This window comes from Aquimarina sp. AU58 (assembly GCF_900312745.1).
GTDB classification, from domain to species: domain Bacteria; phylum Bacteroidota; class Bacteroidia; order Flavobacteriales; family Flavobacteriaceae; genus Aquimarina; species Aquimarina spinulae.
The window spans coordinates 2,312,672-2,330,082 of sequence record NZ_OMPD01000014.1; the positions used below are offsets into that span (position 1 = coordinate 2,312,672).

At 34.2% G+C, this 17,411-nt stretch carries 10 protein-coding genes and 3 tRNA genes; 3 read left to right on the plus strand and 10 right to left on the minus strand.

Annotation, left to right across the window (positions count from 1 at the left end):
- Positions 1 to 142: 142 nt before the first annotated feature.
- Complete coding sequence (locus DK441_RS21390; protein WP_109852561.1) at positions 143 to 547, minus strand: lipocalin family protein; 405 nt, start codon at positions 545 to 547, stop codon at positions 143 to 145.
- A gap of 736 nt (positions 548 to 1,283) precedes the next feature.
- Between DK441_RS21390 and DK441_RS21395 the strand changes: the two genes are divergently transcribed.
- Positions 1,284 to 2,024 carry an IS4 family transposase gene (locus DK441_RS21395; protein ID WP_109852563.1) on the plus strand — a complete coding sequence of 247 codons (741 nt, stop codon included), beginning with the start codon at positions 1,284 to 1,286 and terminating at the stop codon, positions 2,022 to 2,024.
- Between the two features lie 263 nt (positions 2,025 to 2,287).
- On the opposite strand, the gene DK441_RS21400 is transcribed toward DK441_RS21395, so the two are convergent.
- The 7 genes from DK441_RS21400 to DK441_RS21430 all read right to left on the minus strand — a co-directional run bounded on the left by DK441_RS21400 (position 2,288) and on the right by DK441_RS21430 (position 12,714).
- Positions 2,288 to 2,956, minus strand: coding sequence for a fibronectin type III domain-containing protein (locus tag DK441_RS21400; RefSeq protein ID WP_109852565.1), 669 nt, complete (start codon positions 2,954 to 2,956; stop codon positions 2,288 to 2,290).
- A 3-nt stretch (positions 2,957 to 2,959) separates the two neighbouring features.
- A complete protein-coding gene (locus DK441_RS21405) occupies positions 2,960 to 5,977 on the minus strand; it encodes an Ig-like domain-containing protein (RefSeq protein WP_109852567.1) in 3,018 nt (1,005 codons plus the stop codon).
- A 94-nt stretch (positions 5,978 to 6,071) separates the two neighbouring features.
- Positions 6,072 to 10,580: an Ig-like domain-containing protein gene (locus DK441_RS21410; protein ID WP_109852570.1), complete on the minus strand. Its 4,509-nt coding sequence runs from the start codon at positions 10,578 to 10,580 to the stop codon at positions 6,072 to 6,074.
- A 335-nt stretch (positions 10,581 to 10,915) separates the two neighbouring features.
- Positions 10,916 to 11,947, minus strand: a complete 1,032-nt coding sequence (locus tag DK441_RS21415; protein ID WP_109852572.1) for a T9SS type B sorting domain-containing protein — start codon at positions 11,945 to 11,947, stop codon at positions 10,916 to 10,918.
- Positions 11,948 to 12,450: 503 nt separating this feature from the next.
- Positions 12,451 to 12,524: transfer RNA gene (locus DK441_RS21420), tRNA-Arg, on the minus strand.
- Between the two features lie 14 nt (positions 12,525 to 12,538).
- Positions 12,539 to 12,613: transfer RNA gene (locus DK441_RS21425), tRNA-Pro, on the minus strand.
- Between the two features lie 17 nt (positions 12,614 to 12,630).
- Positions 12,631 to 12,714: transfer RNA gene (locus DK441_RS21430), tRNA-Ser, on the minus strand.
- A 272-nt stretch (positions 12,715 to 12,986) separates the two neighbouring features.
- Here DK441_RS21430 and DK441_RS21435 point away from each other — a divergent pair.
- Both DK441_RS21435 and DK441_RS21440 read left to right on the plus strand, forming a co-directional pair.
- On the plus strand, positions 12,987 to 14,585 hold the full coding sequence (locus tag DK441_RS21435) for a hypothetical protein (protein WP_160112219.1): 1,599 nt from the start codon (positions 12,987 to 12,989) through the stop codon (positions 14,583 to 14,585).
- A 30-nt stretch (positions 14,586 to 14,615) separates the two neighbouring features.
- Positions 14,616 to 15,086 (plus strand): hypothetical protein, encoded by a 471-nt coding sequence (locus DK441_RS21440; RefSeq protein WP_109852576.1) that lies wholly within the window; start codon positions 14,616 to 14,618, stop codon positions 15,084 to 15,086.
- Between the two features lie 21 nt (positions 15,087 to 15,107).
- Here DK441_RS21440 and DK441_RS21445 read toward each other — a convergent pair whose 3' ends face one another.
- Together DK441_RS21445 and DK441_RS21450 are read right to left on the minus strand one after the other, a co-directional pair.
- Positions 15,108 to 16,295 carry an SAM-dependent methyltransferase gene (locus DK441_RS21445; protein WP_109852578.1) on the minus strand — a complete coding sequence of 396 codons (1,188 nt, stop codon included), beginning with the start codon at positions 16,293 to 16,295 and terminating at the stop codon, positions 15,108 to 15,110.
- Positions 16,296 to 17,384 carry an AI-2E family transporter gene (locus DK441_RS21450; protein ID WP_109852580.1) on the minus strand — a complete coding sequence of 363 codons (1,089 nt, stop codon included), beginning with the start codon at positions 17,382 to 17,384 and terminating at the stop codon, positions 16,296 to 16,298.
- Between the last annotated feature and the right edge of the window lie 27 nt (positions 17,385 to 17,411).

Below are 17,411 nucleotides of genomic sequence, written 5' to 3' on the forward strand. Positions count from 1 at the left end.
CCATGATTGGTTACAACTCATTCTTCAAAATTCATTAAAAAAGATTAAAAGTGATTTAGCAGAAGGATAAAAAAATTTCCGCCAATATCAATATTTGACGGAAATCATTCTATAATACTATAGCTTCTAAACTACCTGTAACTTATTCTTTTTTGAAAGTGATAGTACTAGTCCCCTCCGGATCTTTTTTAGATAGAATCAATTTACTGCTATCTAAATTCACAATGGTCATGTCTTCACTTTTCTTTTCATCTGTTGTGGTGAGTGTTTTTCCATCTTCAGAGATACTCCAAGTTCCTTTTGTTTCCTTTTTCCCCATAGGCATAAGAGCTACAAAAGTTTTATCTTCTTTGAACTCGAAAGACATTTTTCCTATAAGTGCTTCTTTCATAACATCAGCAAACTCTTTCATTTCTTTATCAGCTCCTTCCATTTGATATTCGATATCACTTGCAACCCACTTTCCTTTTATAGCTTCATCATTAGATTTTGATCCACAAGATATCGCTAGTAATGTAACAAATGTTATTAATAATATTTTTTTCATAATTTGATTTTTAATTCTATTTAATTTATGTGTAATACTTGGTACTTTTTGGTTATATATTAGAAGCTATTTGTTACTATTAATTTCTTTCTGTATCTATATATTTATCTCGACGAGGCTTCTCATAGTCCCGAGTGCTAAATTATAATCGTTTGAAATAGATGGGATGAAAAAAATAGATGGGGCAAGGTAGTCATAGGACTCTATAATGTCTAAGTTTAATGTCCTGAAAAAACAACTAATAGCCGTTTAATTGAATGTTTTTTAAAATATAAACGATGGATTTATGAACGAATAAAATCTATTGTACTTTTTGTGTAAATAGTATTAAGTCTATTCATTTAAAGTAGAAAAAAGCGTTAAAATGACTCAGTTTTAACGCTTTTTTGTGAAAGCTTAATAATATTTACTTAGCTATATGAATTAGCTTTACCTCAAAGTTTGTATCTATGAAGTCAGTCATTTGACTACTTCCTTTTAATTTAATCACATACACTTTTAAATTGAGCTCCAGGATCTTTGGTCCAGTCGTTAATATAAGACGCAGAAGGGTCATCTACTTGTATACATAATGTAGACGCATTATTTTGTATAAGTACATTATTCTTTTCTAAATTGGCAGTAGCACCATTTTTAAGATTTAAAAAAGTTAACCGATTGCCTTAAGCAATCAGCTTTTCTAAAGCACTATTAGTACTAAGATTTAGTTCTGTTAGTAAAAGATCATTACAGGATAATGTGTTTAAAACTTCACATGTTATATGATACCCATACAACAACCCCTACTTATATTGATATAACAGCTTCCAATATCAATGATATCAATATAGGGAGAGAGCTACCTATACAACTCAATGCCACATATGTTTTTGATAAAGGTTATACCGATTATAATTGGTGGTTTTCAATCTATAAAAAACAATCATTTTTTGTCACAAGGTTTAAAAAGAATGCAGCTACTCATATCATTGAAGAACTTCCCATAAACAAATCAGATACGCAGCTTGTTTTAGCTGATCAGAAAGTTATTTTTAAAAATAAAACTCCACGGGGAGGGAAAATTAATCAATACACGGCTCCATTGAGGAAAATAACAATTAAAAGAGATAATAAGAATACACCTTTGGTCATAGCTACCAATGATTTTAACAAAAGCGCCGGTGAGATTGCTTCCCTTTACAAAAAAAGATGGGATATCGAATTGTTTTTCAAGTGGATAAAGCAAAACTTAAAAATCAAAAGGTTTATTGGAACAAGCCTAAACGCAGTGAAAACACAAGTTTATACAGCTATAATAACGTACTTACTGTCTTTAAAGTTGCAAAAACTCAAAGAAAATACTATGCCTTTTTACTTGTTTTTAGAAAAGCTATCTGCTTTGTTATTCGTCCCCGTTACATTGATCAAAAATGATGAACACAGCCAGAAAAAAGAGGATCAACTATTAATAAAAAAACAATTGAATTTTAGTTGGTAGATTTATTCCGGACAGTAGTGAGCCTACGTTGGAATGACAAAACCCCACAAAGAATAATTAAAAGCCCTCTTTTTAACATGTATTAATCTTAAATGTGTTTGCCCTGCTTCGACAGGGGCTCAGTGTGACACATTGAGCGCAATTGATATTATTTAGATCAAAAAATTAAGGCTCTGATCAATTAATTGATCAGAGCCTTAATAGCACATTTGTTGGAGTAATCTTATGTTCTTGAAAAATTCACTACCTTCTTTTTCATTTATTTACTTTACCGTAAAGCTAGTTTTTGATTTTGCCTTATTACCAGCACTATCTATAACATCTACTTCTACATAGTACAATTTACCAGAGATAAGTGGTATAGCTTTAATACTGGTTCCTGTTTCATTTTCTTTATATAGAGCAGGCGGGTTTTTATCTAATAAATAAATATCATAATGTGTTATATCTCCATCCAGATCTACAGCGTTCCAGGATAAATCAATAGAACCATCATTATTATCTTTTATGGTTATCTCTGCAGGAAAAGGAACATGAGTGGTTATCACTTTTCCCTGAGTATAAAAATTCCAGACTTCACTAGTAGCTTCTTTGCCATCTATAATAGATGATACAGCCCAATTATATTGAGTGCCAAGAGATAACCCTAGAGAGGTTAGAGTATCTGTTGTTACAGTTTCTATGGTTTCTCCAGAAGACTGTTTAGTAACTATTAGTTTATAACTGGTAGCATTTAGATCTTCAGACCACTCAAAAGGAATAGTAATCATATCAGAACCTACAATTTCTCCTTCCTGGCATATTTGATTATTATTCGGAAAGATTAGGTCAACTGCTATAGGCTCTACCGGAGGTGGAGCATCATCATCATCAGAGCATGAAAAAAAGACTAAAACAGCTATTAAGGTTAAAAATTTATTTAGATATCTCATTTTTTATTTTTTAATTGTTTTAAAAGTTGTTATTGGGTTATTGGGTGCTATAATAGAAACAAAGTACAATCCACTGGGGATATTGTTAAAACTGACCTCTGCTTTTCCATTATGTATAGGTAAAGTAACTTTTTTCACAAGTAACCCAGCTGGATTTAGTATTCTCACAGTTACAGGGGTTGTACCCAATAATCCTTCAACATACATTTGATCAGTTACAAGGGTAGGATAGGCAACAATAGGAGCAAAAACAATACTTTCTTTAAAGATTCCCTGGCAATCTGATTTACCCATTATTTGTATTTGATTAATACCTGTCTGTAATGGGATTTGAATATTTTGAGGTGCTGTAGTTTCAAATAGAAAGAAGTATGATTTTCTATTAACTATGGCCTCATATGACTTACTTCCTGCGACTTGGTAGGCTACAGTTTTGGTCTCATTTTTTATTCCTTGTGCTTTTACGACAAGGTCTTCATAAGCAGCGATAGTTATCTCATAACATTGCTCATAATCAGGGTAGCTATCTATCGTTAAGCATGCCTGATAAGAGTTTTTTACGAGTTTTTCTAATGAAAAAGGAGTGTTTTTATTTATGGTTGTGTGTATTGGTATACTCAAAGAGCTTCCGGTAACGGTAAGGTTGAAATTATAAGAAACATTTTGATCGATAGTCATCTCAAAACTACCATTGGCTACGCTGGGACAAGTAGCATTTTGTATTTGTATTTGTATATCGCTTACCTTGATATTGGGTTGTGGGTCTATACTCACTTTTATGGTTATTGTTGCCTGATCTTTATCACCATCCTTATCTGTAATCTCATAGGTTAAGCCATCTGTACCGGTATATCCTGGATTAGGGGTATATCTTATGGTATCATCTTCAGGGGTGTTAGTACCATTGGTATTAACGGTTGCAATACCGTTGGCGGGATCACTAACAATAACTATTGGTTTAGAGTTGTGCCCATTGGCCCCAAAACTATCGTTGGATACTACATTAAGAACATTATCATTACTGTCTTTTTGTACAGCAAAATTATCATCTCTTGCTATAGGCATGTCATCAACAGGAGTGCTGTTTACGGTTATAGTGACTTTTGCGGTGTCTTTATCTCCATCCACATCCATGATCTCATAAGAGAACGTATCTGAGCCACTAAACCCTGGTTTGGGAGTATAATTTATAGTATCGTCTGTAGGATTGTCTGGAGTACCATTGTTATTAACAGTTGCAGTGCCATTGGTTGGGTTACTTACCAAAGTTATAGCTCCAGAACTAGGTCCATCTGTACCAAAATTGTCATTTTTTAGTACATTGATAGGATTGTCGTTACTGTCTTGTTCTACGGTTGTGGTATCGTTTCTTGCAATTGGAGAACTGTTAGGAGGTGTCCCATCATTAAATTCGAAAGCACCAATATCTTCTGCCACTCCACTAGGCCGGGAAGTACCTATAAAATCTTTTGCAATATCCTCTCCAAAATCTGCTCGAAACTTATCATAGATACTTGTTAAGAGAGCCCCGGCATCAATTACAGGAGAACCATCTAGAGGCATTAGATTTACATTAAGTTTGGCATCTCCTTCTAGGTTGTCCTTAGCAAATGGATCTTGATTTAACTCATTGGCACTGTCATATCGTGTACCATCGAAGCGCATAGAAAGACTTCCTTCTACAAAATTGTTGTTCACTGTTAATACAGAAGGACCGCAACCCGTGAGATCAACTTGTCTTCCTCCAACGTCTTTAAATAAGTTATTGATGACCGAAAGGTTATCAGGTTCGCATCCCCAGGCTCTGATACCTACATTATTTATTCTTGTAAATGTATTGCTTATGATAGAGATAATACGATGCTCTTTGGCGTCAATTTGTACACCCACATCTAAATCTTTAAAAATGTTGCCTATTAACCATACATCTTGTGTTCCTTCGCAACGAAGACCTGTAGTACTATCACGAAATTCATTATACAAAAAATAGATGTTTCTGGGGCCTTCATTGGTGGCGTCATTAAAACCAGTACTACCAACAACGCAAGCATCACCATTTGATGTAGCTGAAGATTGATACCCATAGAAAACATTTTGCGAAACGACCACATCTCTAACCGATTTCAGATCTACAGCGTTTTCGCGATCATTATGCATTTTGTTTCCTCCTATGTATACATGATGAGGAGGATTGGTATTACACTTGTGACAAGCTTGAAATGAGTCTCCATTATTATTATAAGTTTCATTATATAATATCCATACATGATGTGATCCAGAACTAGCTTGAAATGCATGAGAATCTTTATCATTGTTGCGGATATTGTTATATACCTTACTATCCTGTATAAGTACATCATGACCAGAGATGGATACTACCGGGTTAAAATCGATAAACGCATTTATTGGGTTGGATACTTCTACATTTCTAAAAGAGAAAAAATTTGCTGTAATAGAGTGGCGGGATTTATGAAAAAATTTCAAGTTTTCAACAATAGCATATTGTCCTTCCCAAGTGATATCTCTTCGATTACCTCTACCATCAAAAAGAATCTGTCCTAATCCTTTTATGATTACCGGGTTACTTGCGGTTCCTTCTAATTTAATAACAGCATTATTAGGGATATCATAAGGGCCACCAGAAATTTCGACCACGTCTCCTGCGTTGAAAGTAACTGTTCTTCGACCTTTAAATAAGTCACACAAAGGTCGAGCAGCAGAGCCATCACTATTACTACAATTTGGATTTGTATTGTCTACATAAATGGTTGGGGAGACATTAGAGTCAAAATTCCACCCAAAAGTAGGAGTGGGGATACCTATTGGTAGTTCTCTATCAGCTCTTATACTGCTTCGACTTGCTTTGATTGTGCTTGTTTGGCATATATCATCTGTAGCTGTTTCACAGATAGTATCTCGATTGCTCCCTTCTAACTGTTCATTAATAGGAACTTTTATAGTAAAGGTACTTATCCCAATAAGCAACGGAATAAATAAAGTTTTTAAAAATTGTGTATACATAATTGAAGGTTTTTACGTTTTGGAGTAAGTGCCTGTATTGATATAGCCTAGAAAATTGTAAAAAGCTATTTTCTTACTTTATATATCTAAATGATTATTCTTTGACCACTTTAAAAGTAGGTGCTGCTCCCGAGTCCAAACGAAGATTGATATAATAGGTTCCATTGGCTAGTGCGCTAAGATCAATTTCTATTAGTTGTTGATTCGTGAAAGTTCTTAGGTTATAAATTTTAGCTCCTTTTGAATCATAGACACGATATGTTCCTGATCGTTCTACTCTAAAATCTATATGTGTTATACCCGAAGTAGGATTTGGTGTGATGACAGCAACAGGAAAAGAAGTTTCTTTAGTAATATTTACATATACTACAGCTTTATCGATCTCTCCCATAGCGTTGGTAATGGTATAGTCAAAAATGTCATCACCAAAAGCTTCAGGAAATGAAGTGTACATAACAAAATCATCAAATGGAGTCGTGGTATTATTGTCATTAAGAATTGCAACTCCTTTAAGAGGAAGTGTACTTCCCAAGGTAATCCCTTCATCACTGGGGCCAACATCTCCAAAATCATCTTTACCATAACCATTATCTTGCAGTACATTAATCATTTGAGGGCCACTATTCATTTCAAAAATCACAACATCATTTTGTGCTATAGGATTACTATTTACCCGAGTTATATTTATGATTACCGTTGCTGTGTCAGCATCTCCACTAGCATCTATGATTTGATAGATAAAACTATCTAAACCAGCAAAATTTGGTAAAGGAGTGTATTCGATAGTATCATCAGTTGGGTCGGGGGTACCGTTATCATTTACAATAGCGGTCCCATTTGTTGCTGGGGTTACTAGGGAAATTGGAACAGTGCCGGGCCCATCCCCACCAAAACTATCATTGATTAATACATCTATTGTAGTTGTTTCACTGTTTTCATCTATAAAAATAATATCATCTACAGCATTAGGCAGGTCATTAATAGGGGCAACTGTTATAGTTACTGTTGCTATATCTGTATCTCCATCAGCATCTGTGATTTGATAGGTAAAAGTATCTGTACCATTAAAATCTGGAGAAGGGGTATAGGTAATAGTGTCATCTGTAGGGTTATCTGGGGTGCTATTGTCATTTACAGTAGCGGTACCATTTGTAGGTGAAATTACCAGAGCAATAGGAACAGTACCAGGCCCATCTCCTCCAAAACTATCATTGACCAGTACATTTATTGTAGTTGTTCCACTGTCTTCATCTATAGTAACACTATCATTTACAGCATCGGGTAGATCATTAACAGGAGTAACTATTATTGTTACTATTGCTTCATCAATATCCCCACTAGCATCAGTAATACTATAGCTAAATCTATCTGTACCATTAAAATTTGGAGAAGGAGTATAGGTAACGGTATCATCTGTAGGGTCATCCGGAGTGGCATTATCATTGATGGCTGCTGTTCCATTCTTAGGATCTATAGCACCAAAATCAATGGGTCCAATATCTGGCCCATCTCCTCCAAAGGTATCATTAGCTAATACATTTATAGTAGTTGCTCCACTGTCTTCATCTATAGTAACAATATCATCAACAGCATCGGGTAGATCATTCACAGGAGTTACCGTTATTGTTACAGTTGCTATATCTGTATTTCCGAGAGCATCTGTGATTTGATAGGTGAAACTATCCGTACCATTAAAATTAGGAGTGGGTATATAGTTAATCTGATCGTCTGTAGGGTCATTGAGAGTACCACCATTATCTACAATAGCAGATCCATTTGTTGGTGTAGTAATCACTATAATACTTCCGGTATTAGGGCCATTGCTTCCAAAATCGTCATTAGCCAATACATTGAGAGTAACTCCTGGATTATCTTCATCTACAATAAAAGTATCATCTATAGCATCCAACACTCTTATTGTTGCAGTAACATTTATAGTTACGGTACCAGTATCGGTATCTCCATCACTATCTGTAATTATATAATTAAACCGATCTGGCCCATTAAATCCGACATTTGGAGTGTATTCAAAATAATCATCGGTAGGGTCAGTAGGGGTACCATTATCATTATGGGTTACTGTTCCATTAGCAGGGAGTATTGCTCCCAAAATAATAGGTGCCGAATTCGGGCCATTTTTCCCAAAACTATCTGGGCCATTACCATTATCATTTAAGATGAAAATATCTGTAGCAGGACTATCTTGCGGGATAGTTATATCATCGTCTTGTGCTTCTGGTTTATCATCATCTACTGTTATAACAACAGTAGCTTCATCAATATCTCCATCTGCATCTGTAATAATATATGTAAAGGTATCAATACCACCGAACCCTGGATTTGGGGTATAAGTAATAAAGTCATCTGTAGGGTCGGTAGGGGTGCCATTGTCGTTAATAATTGCTACCCCTCCTGTTGGTGAGGTTGAACCAAAAACAATACTTCCTGTATTGGGGCCATCTCCTCCAAAACTATCAGGTCCATTACCATTATCTAACAATACCATTATGTTGGTAGGTCCGCTACCGGGATCAATAGTAATAAGGTCATTTTGAGCTATCGGGAAAGAATCAGGAGGAGTAGGAGTGCCAAACTCTGCAGCACCAATATCATATTTGCTATTGAAGGGTCTATTTACCCCTTTCCAATCTTGGAAGGCTATTCCCATTTCTGATAACATTTCATTAATGCCGGGCATGAATCTGTCTACTTGGTCCTGGGTGAGGATATCAATCAATTCTGAAGTAGGTTGTAATGAGAAATCCTCTACACTGGCTAAATTAAAATCAGGGATTACTCCGGCTTCTCCATTAGTGTCATGCCCATAGGTTCTTCTCCAGGCATCTATACCGATACGTTCCTGGGGACTGGCATTACCACAGCATTGAAATCTTAAGGTTGCAGGATCTCCTGTGTAGTAATTATAATCAAAAAGATTGACTTCATTTTTAGCCATTTTAACATTGACATCAGCTTTATCAATTACATTGCCTACCACTTGTGTAAAATCACCATTGGGTCTTATTACTCTAATCCCAAATCTTACGTCAGATATGGTATTAAAATAGATATGGGTACGACCTCTTGCTCCGTTTTCGACATTGACTCCTGTACCTCTACGTAAACCAAATAATCGATTCCCTACGATATAATGACTACCTCCTTGTATTGCAGATTGCATTGCATCACCACTGGTATCCCAGCCTCTGTTGTTAAGAAAGATAATCTTACCATTTGGATCTTGTTCACTAGCATCATCATCATTTTGAAAAAATAGTTGACCATTACCGCCAGCCGAGGCCCGTTGATCCCAACAACCACAATCAACAACCCATGTTCCCTTATGTGCTTTTATATCAACACAGTTTTCACCTTCACTATGACCTTTTAATCTCCCTATACGAATTAAGCCATTACGGTTGTGCTGAAGACCCTGATAGGAATCCCCGGCGTTTCCAGAGAATAAGGCATCGAGAATCATACCATTCTCACATTTCGCAAATCCCGTACCATGCAAATCATTTTCATCAGCAGCATCGCGAAAGCCATTATCATGTATTGAGACTGCAAACAAAGCTATATCCCTTGATAACCCTCTTCCGCCATCCATGCGTATCGCCTGTCCGTTTATTGTTCTAAGGCCAAACACTTCAGAGTGTCGAACAACAATATTGGTTGAGGGAGTATCCTTATGATGGGATACTTTTAAATTTTCAAAACGCACTCCTGAAATTACAAAATATGAACCATTAAATTCTAGACGTGCAGTACTTCTGGAGGGAGTATTAACAATCGTTGGTTGTATAGCGGCATTGTCTTTTCCTACTATAAAAACAGGCTTGCTTGCTGTTCCATTAAGGTTGATAATATGGCTACTACCATTGTTACGGGTTGGGTATTTACTTTTTGTTCCTGCCAGTACTATTTTTGCTCCGGCTTGGATATTAGCTCTGTTTCCAGGTAGGTTACGTCTGGGAGCAGCAGGATACCCTTTTCCTGTACTACAAGGACTACAATCTGGATCGATATACCAATGAATAGGAGATTCGGCATTGGGCCACTCTGGTGGATCAGCTGGTGGTTCAATAAATAATCCCCACTGGGTTCTAGGAAACCCAAGAGGCATTTTATAACTACTAGGAGCATTTACATGAAATGTAATTTTAGCACTCGAACTTGGTTTGCCTGTTGTTTCTACAGCATGATAACTAATTTCATCAATACCAGTATAACCAGAATTTGGGACATATATAAACCCAGTTGATTTTCTTAAACTGGCTGGAGAAGTTATTTCAACTCCATCTTGATAAATTTTTCCATTTGTTGGGAGTGATTCTATTACCCACCTAGAAAAAGCAGATCTACTAGAACGAGATCCATTGGGGCCATTACGCCAAGGAATTTCTCTAACGTAATTTGTTACGTTTCCACCGTTCATTTGGTGGTAATCAAAAAGATCACTTAGTGCAGATAAATCAAAATATTGCATTTTATCTTTTACAACATGATAATCAAATGGTATAGCACTAGGATTACTTTGAGCAAATGATATGTTGAAGCTAAGCATCATTAATACAATGACACTGCGGAAAATAGGTTTCATTTATATTCTTAGTTTACATTAATACAATTCTATTCTATAAAAATCCAGGGGGAAACTTTAGTTTTTTAAAATATCTTAATTATATATATGTAAAGTATCTATTGACTTTGTGCTTTTCTTATATATATTATTATTTAAGTTTATACATTATTGGTTAATAAAAGGATAACAAATTTAGTTACAACCTAATTATATATATATTGCCAAATAGGTAGAATAAATGTATTTTAACCAATGAATTAAGTGTTTTTTTTGATTTTTACAGAGGATTAGCTTAGCAGGCAAATACACTCGGTATGTTATTACGCGGTTTAGTTTAATTTTTTATAAAGATATTATCGTATTAATGAAAAGTTACCAGCAAACACTCTATTACGCATATTTGGATCTCTGGGTTCATTAAACTCTACTTTAAACCAGTAATCAGAAGAAGGCATGTTTTTTCCATTATAAGTACCATCCCAACCAGGGCCACCAGCTCTTAATTGAATTAATAATTTACCATACCTGTCAAATATATAGATTAAAGCAGAGGGTTGATTCTCGATATTAATAAGACTCCAGGTATCATGAAAACCGTCTCCATTTGGCGTAAAATATTTTGGATATCCTAAAATCATAATAAGATTAGATATAATTTCACTATCTGGACAATCTGTATATCTTGCTGTAATGTAATAATCCCCAGGAGGAATATCTGAAAAAACTGGCGAAGATTGAAAAGGCTTATATTCTTCTAGTATTTGATTATTTAAAACCCTGTTTAGCCTATATTCAATAGTATCGAGCCCTATAGCTTCAATAGTTGTAGAAGCAACTATTTCTGAACTAATGGTGTATCTACCCGAAAAAGATTCTTCCTCAATACCATATCCGACAGAGATAATAGCATTAGAAACATCATACACTACTAAGTCATAAGGAGACCCCGAAACTTCTGCACCTGTATTATCATATCCTCTTAACTGATAAATTCCTTCTGAATTAGCATCTAAAAGAGGAAATATATTTTGAAGATCAGGAATGTCTATAAAATTAGTTGTACCAATATCTGCTCTTGCCCATGTATAAGTAATAGCTTCTGGAAAACTTCCTTCTATGGTAACAGGAAATTCACCGCAGGTAGTAACATAAGATTCAGTAGAAAGTAGGGTATTGGTTAATATTTCTGAATCATCATCCCAGAGAGCAGGTTTAGGAAAATTGCTTGAAGTTTTATGATGTATTTGACCATAATCAAAAATAGTATTTACTGTAGGTAAATCAAGATATGGTATTTTATTTGATGCTGTGTTATTCTCAAAAAGAAATAACATAGTAAGATGTAGTGTCATTAATATGATACCACTTCGAAAAATAAATTTCATTATATTTTAGTTTACATTAATACAATTCTATTCTATAAAAATCCAGGGGGAAACTTTAATTTTTTAAAATACTTTATTGTACCTCCGTAAGGCGCATGATTGTTTGTGTTTTCTTATGTTATACACTATTGTTTAAGTTTGAGTGATACTGGTTAAAAAGAATTTTAAATGTAATCACATTCTGAGTATAGTCATATTGCTATATGTTCGTAAAATCGATGTTTTATCCGGTGAATTAAATGTTTTTTTTGATTTTTGCAATGAAATCAGGTTTCTCTTAAAGTACGCTCATTCTTAGTAAAAGAGTTTGATAAAGAAAAAAGATGTAGTTTTTTAATACAGTTTTATGCTATTCTTGTTTTAAAGTAGTTTTGCTAATAAGAATAGGATGGTTTTTAAAGAATTTCTCTTTAGGGGATTCACTAAAAAGAATATAAACGATAAACATATTTAGAAAGAGTTGTAAAACAAAAAAGCCATACTAATAAAAGTATGGCTTTTTGTGAGCCCGATAGGATTCGAACCTATGACCGCCTCCTTAGAAGGGAGGTGCTCTATCCAGCTGAGCTACGAGCCCGTAACTCTAAAAAGTCGGGGTGGCAGGATTCGAACCTGCGACCTCCGCGTCCCAAACGCGGCGCGATAACCGGGCTACGCTACACCCCGAATCATAAAAAATAAAGCGGAGAGACTGGGATTCGAACCCAGGCAACACTTGCGCGTTGACAGATTAGCAATCTGCTCCATTACCACTCTGGCACCTCTCCTATACATTTTTTGTTATGAACGTCGCATTTAATATTTCAAATGCGGATGCAAATGTAGGTTTTATGAGTCTATGATGCAACATTTTTTTACCATTATTTTTTATTTAACTCAACCTTCTTTTTAAAAACTTGAAAATCAGTTTTTTCTTTAAACATAAATTGGCCTGAATTTTGACCAATATGCTACAGAATCCTTAAATACTTCTTTTATATATTTGTATACTATTGACCTATTATAGTATGTTATGAAGATTTATAAAAACAATAAAAAAATGAATAGTAGATACCTTTTAGTTTTTGCCTTACTTATCTCTGGCTATACATTTGCACAAAAACCTATCTTGCTTGAAGATTTTTCTTTTAAAATAGGAGAAAAATATAAACGAATACGAAATATAAACACGTATCAGGTAGCTTCAGGAAATCGACTTGTTTCTATTAAGAAAGGCCGCAATTCTATGACTATACAGCGGTATTCTCTAGATGACCTTAAAGAAGATGTAAAGAAACGGCAAGTTGTAGATGATAAAGGAAATTTTGAAACTGTCATGAAACTAGGAGGAAAAGCAGTGGTGTTTTATTCTATAAATGATAAAGCATACGCACAAAAAGTGTCTCTTACAGGTATAGTGGTAGAAAAACCTATTCAGCTGGTTAATGATAGAGAAAATGTGAATAGAGATTTTGGTTTTAAGAGTACCTACGGATTTGATGCAGGAGGAAGAATTAACAAATTTGTATTTAAAAAGTCTGCAGATCAAAAAAAGCTATTGATTTTATATCGCATAGAGACAAGTTCGGGAAAAGGAGATAAAATCGGAATAGCAGTGTATAAGGATGATCTAAGCCTTCTGTGGAAAAGAAAAGTAACGTTACCATATTCGTCTGAAAGAATTCAGAATGAAGATTTTGCGATTGGTAATGACGGTCATTTTTATATGACAGCCTCTATTTTTAATTCAGAATCAAAGGACAAAAATAAATTAGAAAATACATACCACACTGAAGTTTTTAAAATTACCGAAGAAAGCGGCAGTGAAATTATAAAAAGTAAGATCGATATCTCTGGCAGATCAATTACCGATGCTGTTATTGAAGTTGATGGAGCAGGAAAAGTAAAAGTATCTGGTTTTTATGCGAATTCAAACAATAAAGAAGAGGTCTCAGGAGTCTTTTCTGCTACCTTGTCTGATAGTGGTATAGTAAGCTCTACAATAAAAAGTGATATTCCTTTAGAAACATTACAAAGTCTTGCTTTAAAAAGAGAAGAACGGGTTAATGAAGGAACACAAAAAGAAAACGATCTAAAAGACCTAGAAAGACTTAAAATAAATGATATCATATTTAATAGTGATGGTAGTACGACTTTTCTGGCAGAACAACGTTTTGTAGAATCATTTACTACCTCTAGCTCTTCGGGATCCAGAACAACATATAAGTATTATTACAGAGATATTTTTGTTTTAAAGTTAGGATCAGATAATACAATGATATGGATGCATAAACTTCCAAAGTATCAGATGGGAACAAAAAGTAAACGCAGTATGTCTTATCTGAATTTTGAAAATGGTGGTAAATTATATTTGTTTTATATAGATGACTTTACTAATCTTAAACGATCATTTGACGAGACTCCTACACGATATTTTGATGGTAAAAAGGAGTTTATATACCTTACATCCTATGTTATCGATAATGCTACAGGAGAGGTTACTAAAGAAGCAATTCTTACCGGAAGTGACATCAGGAATGCACGTTTAGATGTTTTAGAACTTACTAAAGCTGCAATGTTACCTAATAAAAGTATGATTATGGAAGCTTATGATGGTAAAAAGAATAACCTGTTGCTTAAAATATCATTAGCCAAATAATAAATCGGCTTTTTTTACGATAGAAAAGTAATGAAGGTTTTATTAACCATATTAACTTTTTTTTTCTTCGTAGGTGATACTGTTCGTATTGAAGATATACGAGATGCGTATAAGACGTGTAATGAATCTAAAGAAAAAGCAGAACAATTCTATGAACTTACACAAAATGGGTTGCAAAATAAAGGGGCAATTTATCAGGCATATCATGGTGCAGCACTCGCATTAAAAGCTTCATTTTCCTGGAACCCATTTAGTAAAATATCGTATTTCAACAAAGCAAAGAAGATGATAGATGAAGCCATATTGTCTGAACCAGATAATATAGAGTTGAGGATGATCAGACTAAGCATTCAAACCAATACTCCTAAAATTGCGGATTATTATAAAAATTTAGAAGAAGATAAAGATTATATATTTGATAATATCGATAAGGTTGAAGATAAAGAGCTAAAGCTATATATAGAAAATTTTATAGCACAGTCTGCTATTTTTTCTGATTAAGTAATTAAATGCCCCATTGTTTTAAGAACTAAGTTTTTTACAATGAATTACTACTTTTTTGTTGTCATAACCCGTTGTGAAAAAGAGATAATCATCGCCTCCTTCTTTGATTTTAAACTTTTTTCTTAGAGTAGCGACTGATTCCTGAAAGTTACGTATTGTAATATTTGCTTTGGTGATCCCTATTTTAGACAATATCTTTTTTTGATAAGGATATACTGCTATGATTTCAAACCTTCTTCCGGGGAAATCAATTTTATGATCAGAAGTATATAAATGCGAATTAATATGAAGTTTTGTTACCTTAAAAGCAATAGCAATACGTTGAAAACTTCCACTTTTTAGGATTGCGGCATTGGGTTCATAAAGGTAGGTCATAGGTAATCCCGTATTTGCAGATTGCCTGGCTTCATCTTTTAGGAAAAAAGAAAACTCCTGATGTACCGTTTTTTGAATGTTGGCAGTCACAATTTTGATATCTTCGGTATAGGTTTTATCAAGAATCCATATCAATTCTTTAACTTCATTTTCTACAGCTACAACATGAATTTCTTTTATGTTTTGCAATGTTTTGCTCCCCATTTGAATATCTAGTAAAGGAGAAGTTTTGATTAAGATATTGTTACTTTTCCTAAAAAGTAAATCTAAATTAGAAGGAACATCGGGTAAACAGTCTTCTAGAAAGAATACTTTTCCTTTGCTATCATGTCTTCTAGAGGGATCGATGTAAATCCAATCCAGAGTATTGTGATCTTTCAAAATGTCTAACCCATCTCCGATAATAGTTTGGATATTTTTCTGCCCGAGTATTTCAAAATTATGTGAAGCAATTTCGCTTAATGATGCGTTTAATTCACAATGAATTACTGTTGAGATATGTTTTGCAAAAAAATAATCATCAATTCCGAAGCCACCGGTTAGATCGATTAAAGATGCTCCCGAAACAAGCTTACTTTTATACAAAGCTGTTACTTCAGAAGAAGTCTGCTCTAGATTAAGCGTTGGCGGGTAATAGATTTTGTTTTTAGCATACCAGGTGGGTAACTTTCTTTTTGCTTTACGTTTTCCCTGGATTTGTTGCGCTAACTCTTTGCTAGAGATCCCTTCAAAAGGGCTTCCACTTAAAATCAGGGTACTTATTTCGAGCGTACTCTCAGATTTTTCAGTAATAAACTCCTGGACCTTTTTATGTAGTAGTAAAGAATTCAATTAGAGATCTTTGGTAAGTGTTTTTACAATTTTATATTCCGAAAGAAATTCTTTAGCAATTACTTTAATCGCTGTATAAAAAGGTACCGCAACGATAAGCCCACCGATCCCAAAAAGTAATCCAAAAATAAGAATAGCCAAAAAGATCTCTAAAGGATGGGATTTTACACTGTTTCCAAAAATCAAGGGCTGATTTAAGAAATTATCAATCAATTGAATGATCAGATAACCAATCAGAATATAAGTTATTTTGGGCAAAATCACAGTCTGAAAATCAAATCCTAAGTTACTGGTGATCGCTAGTATAATCACAAATACTCCACCAAATAATGGGCCCACGTATGGAATTAGGTTACAAATTGCTGCAATTAAAGCGACTGCAATGGCATTATGAACCCCAAATATCAATAAGAGTATTGTGTATAAGATAAAGAGAATAATTACCTGTAATAGCAGCCCAACAAAGTAGCGTGAGAGTAAATCTTTAATTTTGGTAAAGGCTCTCATAAATCTGTTCTCATCTTCTTTTTTTGCAAGCACTAATAAGCTATTTTCGAGAAGGAGACTGTCTTTCAATAAAAAGAAAGAAATAAATAAAACCGAGAATAACCCAATTAAAACCGCTCCGAAACCACTTAAAAATGAGTTTATAGCATTGGGGATAACTTTTAAATCAAAAAACTGCATTAGATCGGTTTGTTTGATCAGTTCTACAAAATTTAGTTTTTCTATTTTAAAATAAGCACTAACCTCCTGATTAAACCTATTGATATCATCACCTAATTTATTGATATCAATTTCACCAATTAATTGTCCTTGTTCACTAATAATAGGAACAAATAACATGAAAATACTAAGAAATAACCCAATAACAATTAGTAGTGTGGTGATCACTGCCAACGAATTTTTAAATTTCAGTTTCTTTTTAAGAAATAGGACCAAAGGTCTACCCATTAGAGAAATTATAGAAGCAAAGGCAATGTATATAAGAACAGACTGTATTTTATATAGAAACCAGAGTAATCCCAGAACGCCGATAATAATAGCTACTGCTCTTAAGATTCCGTATGCAATTGTTTTTGAATTCATATTTTAAAATTTCGAAGATTCAAAGTT

Bases quoted from the DNA above. Each gene is read 5' to 3' on its own strand.
- DK441_RS21440 (WP_109852576.1), top strand. From the start codon at position 14,616: ATGAAGGTTTTATTAACCATATTAACTTTTTTTTTCTTCGTAGGTGAT.
- DK441_RS21410 (WP_109852570.1), bottom strand. From the start codon at position 10,580: ATGAAACCTATTTTCCGCAGTGTCATTGTATTAATGATGCTTAGCTTC.
- DK441_RS21435 (WP_160112219.1), top strand. From the start codon at position 12,987: ATGAATAGTAGATACCTTTTAGTTTTTGCCTTACTTATCTCTGGCTAT.
- DK441_RS21415 (WP_109852572.1), bottom strand. From the start codon at position 11,947: ATGAAATTTATTTTTCGAAGTGGTATCATATTAATGACACTACATCTT.
- DK441_RS21400 (WP_109852565.1), bottom strand. From the start codon at position 2,956: ATGAGATATCTAAATAAATTTTTAACCTTAATAGCTGTTTTAGTCTTT.
- DK441_RS21450 (WP_109852580.1), bottom strand. From the start codon at position 17,384: ATGAATTCAAAAACAATTGCATACGGAATCTTAAGAGCAGTAGCTATT.
- DK441_RS21395 (WP_109852563.1), top strand. From the start codon at position 1,284: ATGTGTTTAAAACTTCACATGTTATATGATACCCATACAACAACCCCT.
- DK441_RS21390 (WP_109852561.1), bottom strand. From the start codon at position 547: ATGAAAAAAATATTATTAATAACATTTGTTACATTACTAGCGATATCT.
- DK441_RS21405 (WP_109852567.1), bottom strand. From the start codon at position 5,977: ATGTATACACAATTTTTAAAAACTTTATTTATTCCGTTGCTTATTGGG.